General features: G+C 68.6%; 5 protein-coding genes. 2 read left to right on the forward strand and 3 right to left on the reverse strand.

Translation table 11 applies throughout. The annotated features are described in order from the left end of the window. Window positions 1–261: 261 nt before the first annotated feature. A complete protein-coding gene (ddlA, locus tag O0K41_RS21900; protein WP_049449320.1) occupies window positions 262–1,356 on the forward strand; it encodes a D-alanine--D-alanine ligase in 1,095 nt (364 codons plus the stop codon). A gap of 76 nt (window positions 1,357–1,432) precedes the next feature. Here the strand turns inward: ddlA and O0K41_RS21905 are convergent, their stop codons facing one another. The 3 genes from O0K41_RS21905 to oleC all read right to left on the reverse strand — a co-directional run bounded on the left by O0K41_RS21905 (window position 1,433) and on the right by oleC (window position 4,317). Next, window positions 1,433–1,588, reverse strand: a complete 156-nt coding sequence (locus O0K41_RS21905) for a DUF1328 domain-containing protein (RefSeq protein WP_005407633.1) — start codon at window positions 1,586–1,588, stop codon at window positions 1,433–1,435. Between the two features lie 81 nt (window positions 1,589–1,669). Beyond that, entirely contained in the window at window positions 1,670–2,662 is a 993-nt protein-coding gene (gene oleD, locus O0K41_RS21910; protein ID WP_005407632.1) for a 2-alkyl-3-oxoalkanoate reductase, read from the reverse strand. Then, window positions 2,659–4,317, reverse strand: a complete 1,659-nt coding sequence (gene oleC / locus O0K41_RS21915; RefSeq protein ID WP_088435790.1) for an olefin beta-lactone synthetase — start codon at window positions 4,315–4,317, stop codon at window positions 2,659–2,661. Before oleC ends, oleD begins: the two co-directional genes overlap by 4 nt. A 104-nt stretch (window positions 4,318–4,421) precedes the next feature. Between oleC and O0K41_RS21920 the strand changes: the two genes are divergently transcribed. Next, a complete protein-coding gene (locus O0K41_RS21920; protein ID WP_005407630.1) occupies window positions 4,422–4,853 on the forward strand; it encodes a YkgJ family cysteine cluster protein in 432 nt (143 codons plus the stop codon). Window positions 4,854–4,929: the final 76 nt, after the last annotated feature.

The raw sequence follows: 4,929 nt of genomic DNA on the forward strand, positions 1-4,929 counted from the left end.
GGCCGGGACGGTCGGGTTGCGGGGGACGCCGTAGACCCGTCCGTGGGGGCTTGGCCGCGGCATCCATGCCGCGGACACCCCCGCAACCGGACCCATCCCGCCTTCGACAGATTCCCGCGCTGTTGGTGGGTGTCGACCTTGGTCGACACGGTAGATCCACGCCATGCGTGGATGGATTTCTGGTTCATCTGTGCCTCACGCGGTGGGCCGATGAAGGTTCATGCTATGGGGCCACGCAACGCACAGGACATCGCACTCCCCATGGCACGGACCCGGGTTGGCATCATTTTCGGGGGCAAGTCTTCCGAGCACGAAGTTTCGCTGCAGTCGGCGAAGAACATCCTCGATGCGCTTGATCGCGAGCGCTTCGAGCCGGTGCTGGTCGGCATCGACAAGCAGGGCCAGTGGCATCTGAGCCAGCCGGATACCTTCCTGATCAATGCCGATGATCCGTCGCGCATCGCGCTGCATCGGTCCGGCACGTCGCTGGCGGTGCGTCCGGGTGCGGAGCAGGCGCAGCTGCAGCCGTCCGATACGGCCAGTGCGCTGGGCCAGATCGATGTGGTGTTGCCGATCGTGCATGGGCCACTCGGCGAAGACGGGGCGCTGCAGGGCCTGCTGCGCATGGCGAACCTGCCCTTCGTCGGTTCGCCGGTACTGGGCTCGGCGGTGGCGATGGACAAGGACGTGACCAAGCGCCTGCTGCGCGACGCGGGGCTGCAGGTGGCGCCGTGGCTGTGCATCCGCCGCCATGAGGCCGCGGAGGTGGATGCCGATGCAGTGATCGCCCAGCTCGGCCTGCCGCTGTTCGTGAAGCCGGCCAACCAGGGTTCGTCGGTGGGTGTGAGCAAGGTCAAGGATGCGGCGGGCTTTGCCGAGGCACTGGCATTGGCGCTGCGCTACGACCACAAGGTGCTGGTGGAATCGGCGGTGGTCGGCCGCGAGATCGAATGCGCGGTGCTGGGCAACGAGCATCCGCAGGCCAGCGTATGCGGCGAGGTGGTGGTGCACGACGAGTTCTACGCCTACGACACCAAGTACATCAATGCCAATGGCGCTGACGTGGTGGTGCCGGCCGACATCGACGCCGCCACCCAGGCGCGCATCCAGCAGATCGCGCGGCAGGCCTACCAGGCGCTGGAGTGTGCGGGCATGGCGCGCGTGGATGTGTTCCTCACCGCAGACGGCGAGATCGTCATCAACGAGGTCAACACGCTGCCGGGCTTCACCCGCATCAGCATGTACCCGAAGCTGTGGGGCGCCAGCGGTGTCGACTACACCGCGCTGATCACGCGCCTGATCGAACTGGCGCTGGAACGCCATGAGGCCGATCGCGGGCTGCAGAGCGCTGTGTAACGTGGTGATCGCCCGCAGAGTCGAGCATGGCTCGACTCTGCGGAAAGCGATGCCGGCCAGCGGCCGGCACTACCGGCTAGCCTCGCTTGCGGAACATCGAGATCACCGCAAGGATCAGGAACACCACGAACAGGATCCAGGCGATGTTCGTTGCGGCGCCGGCGATACCGGAGAAACCCAGAACGGCGGCGATGATGGCGATGACAAAGAAAATGATGGCGTAATGCAGCATGGCGCTCCTCGCGGGTGGTCGAGCCTTGGATGGCGTGGGTCCATCCTCCCGATCCTGCGGTGTGCAACCAGTGATGGCGATCTATGCAGCAGATGAAGCCTTCAGCCTGCGCAGCCCTTCTTCGATGCTGACCTGCGGCACATAGCCGAAGTCACGGCGGGCCGGCTCCATGCTGTACCAGTGCGGCGTGCACAGCTGTTCGGCCAGGAACCGGGTCAACGGCGGTTCGCCGCGCAGGCGCAGCAGCGGCCACAGCCGCTCGCAGATGGCGCCGATACGGTACGCGGTCTTGAAGCTGATCGCCTTGTCCACGGTCGGTGCACCCACCGCCTGCAGCAGCTTGTTGACCAGCTCGCGCATCGGCAGCGGTTCGCCGTTGGAAATGAAGTAGGCCTTGCCTGCACATGCGGCACCGGGCGCCAGTGCCTCGAAGGCGAGGAAGTGGGCAAGCGCGGCGTTGTCGATGTAGGTGGTATCGACCTTGTTGCTGCCATCGCCCACCAGGCGCAGGCGGCCCTGTCGTGCACGTTCGGCCAGGCGCGGTACCAGCTGCTGGTCGCCAGGGCCCCAGATCAGGCGCGGACGCAGCGCCACCGTCGCCAGCGACGCGTCATTGGCCGCCAGCACGCGCTGTTCGGCAATCGCCTTGGTGGCCGCATAGGGCGCCTGGAAATCTTCGCCGTACGGCACCTCGTCGGCGCCGAGGCCTTCTACCGGGTGCGTGGCCCGGTGCGTCACGCTGGGCGTGGAGGTGTAGACCAGCCGGCCGATACCGTGCGCACGGCAGGCGGCGATGACGTTGTCGGTGCCGACCACATTGGCCTGGTGGTAGCTGTCATAGCTGCCCCACGCACCGGCCTTGGCACCGTTGTGGAATACCGCATCGACGCCGGCCACCGCATGCAGGACCGCCTGCGGGTCGGCCAGGTCGCCACGGATCTGGCCCACGCCCATCACCTGCAGCTCCGGATAATGGCTGCGGTTGAACGCCAGTACCTGGTGGCCACGTTCGACCAGCCCGCGGCACAGCGCCTGGCCAAGGAACCCACCACCACCGGTGACCAGGATCTTCATGCGCGCTTCTCCAGTTCGGCGCTGGCCCAGACGGCGAGCTTCTCGCGGCCGATCTTGGCGTTGTGACGGATATCGACGGGGAACGCCGGATGCACCAGGAAGTGCTGCAGGCCGGCCTCAGGCGTGCGCGCTGCGGCATGCGCACGCAGCGCTTCCTGCAGCGCCGGGCTGTCGGACTGGCCGCGCAGCAGTTCCACGCACAGCACCGGCACCTGCGCACCGGCGGCGCCGACACCGACCAGCGCGGTGCGCGCCACGCCTGTGACGGTGTTGAACACCGGCTCGACCTGTTCGGTGTACAGCGGTCCGCGCGCGGTTTCCACGCGCTGCGTCTTGCGCCCGCAGAACCACAGGCGACCCTGCGCATCGAAGTAACCGACGTCGCCCATGCGATGCACCACGCGGGTGCTGCCATCGACCAGCGTCTCGCGGATCTTCGCTGCGGCCGTGGCCTGCGGGCGGTTGAAGTAGCTGTCGGTGGCGGTCGGGCCAGCCACCGTGATTTCTCCCACTTCGCCAACCGCCAGCACGCGCGCCTGCGACCAGTCGGCCAGCGGCGCGTCATCGATGGCGATGATGCGCACTTCGTTCGGCGCCACCACGCTGCCCACGCAGGTGCCGGCGCCGGCCTCGGTGGCGGCGCGCGTGCGTTCCAGCTCGCGGCCTTCGACCACCGCCACCGGCAGGCACTCGGTGGCGCCATACGGCGTCCAGAACTGCGCGTCGGCCGGCAGCAGGCTGCGGATGGTGGCGACCACGTCCGGCGGCACCGGCGCACCCGCCGAGGTCACCCGGGTCACCGTCGGCAGCGGCCGGCCATGCTTCGCCAGCACCCGCATCAGCGCCGGCGAGCCGAACAGCTGGGTCACGCCGAAGCGCTGGATGGCGTCGTGCAGGCGCGCCGGGTCGGCCTGCGCCGGCCGGGTCGGGTCCATGTCCGGGATGACCGAGGTCAGGCCCAGCGCCGGGTCGAACAGGGCAAACGGCGGGAAGGTCGGCAGGTCCACCCCGCCCGCTTCCATGCCGAAGGCGCTGCCCAGCAGCTGGATCTGGCCGACGAAGTGGCGGTGGCGGTAGACCACGCCCTTGGGCACGCCGGTGGAGCCGCTGGTGAACAGGATCGCGGCCATGTCCTCGCCGTCGGTGGCGGCCAGCATCGGCCCACCCTTGGCGCCGGCGCGCTCCAGCGCGGCCAGCGTGGTCCCGCCCCAGCCGAGGCGGCGGCCCACGGTCACCAGGCGCGCCGCCGAGGGTGCCCAGCGCAGCACCAGCCGCGCCACGTGCGCCAGCGGAATGCCGATGAAGGCCTCCGGCTGCGCCTCGTCCAGGCACTGCTTCAGCGCGCGCCTGTCGATGCCCGGGTCGACCAGCACCGGCACCGCGCCCAGCTTGAACAGGGCAAACATCAGCAGGAAGAACTCCGGCGACGGCCGCACCATCACCACCGTGCGCACTCCACGGCCGATCCCGTAGCCGGCCAGGCCGGCCGCCATGGCGTCGCTGCGAGCGTCCAGCTGGCGGTAATCCAGGGTCACGTCGTAGGCGGCCATGCCGTTGCCGGCGCCACGGCGGCCAGGGCAGCGGATGGCGATCTGATCAGGCCGTTCACGCGCCAGTTCAGGCAAGCGGGCGGCAATATTGCAGGGTCGGTTCATCCGTTCATTGTCGCCGCTTACGGAATTTCTTGCGCGGCGGCCCACTTCGTGGAAAATCCGCACCCTCGTTCCTGATTCCGACTGCCGCCCGAGGCGGCTTGCCCATGCAACATCCCTGCATGACCTGCGGCGCCTGCTGCACCCAGTACCGCGTGGCCTTCCACTGGATGGAATCAGACGAGGTCACCCCCGGCGGCGTGCCGCACCAGCTCACCGAGGTGCTGGACCCGCACCGCCTGTGCATGCGCGGCACCCATTCCAAGCCGGTGCGCTGCGTGGCGCTGGATGCGCAGATCGGCGTGTATTCACGCTGCACCATCCATCCCAACCGGCCCAGCGTGTGCCGCGAGGTGGATGCATCGTGGGAGTACGGCAAGGCCAGCCCGCAGTGCGACAAGGCGCGCATCGCCTATGGCCTGGATCCGTTGACGCCGGCCGACTGGCGCTGGCGCGATGACGCCGACAACGACGACGACCATCCGGACGACAACGGCAACAGCCCTTCCTCGCCTCCGCAGGCGCCGGTCGCCGCGTAATGGTAGTGCCGGCCGCTGGCCGGCAACCTCATCAACCCTTCGGGTGTGCCGACCAACGGTCGGCACCCACCGGAAG

The sequence above is a fragment of the Stenotrophomonas sp. Sm2128 genome (assembly GCF_030985535.1).
Classification (GTDB): domain Bacteria; phylum Pseudomonadota; class Gammaproteobacteria; order Xanthomonadales; family Xanthomonadaceae; genus Stenotrophomonas; species Stenotrophomonas maltophilia.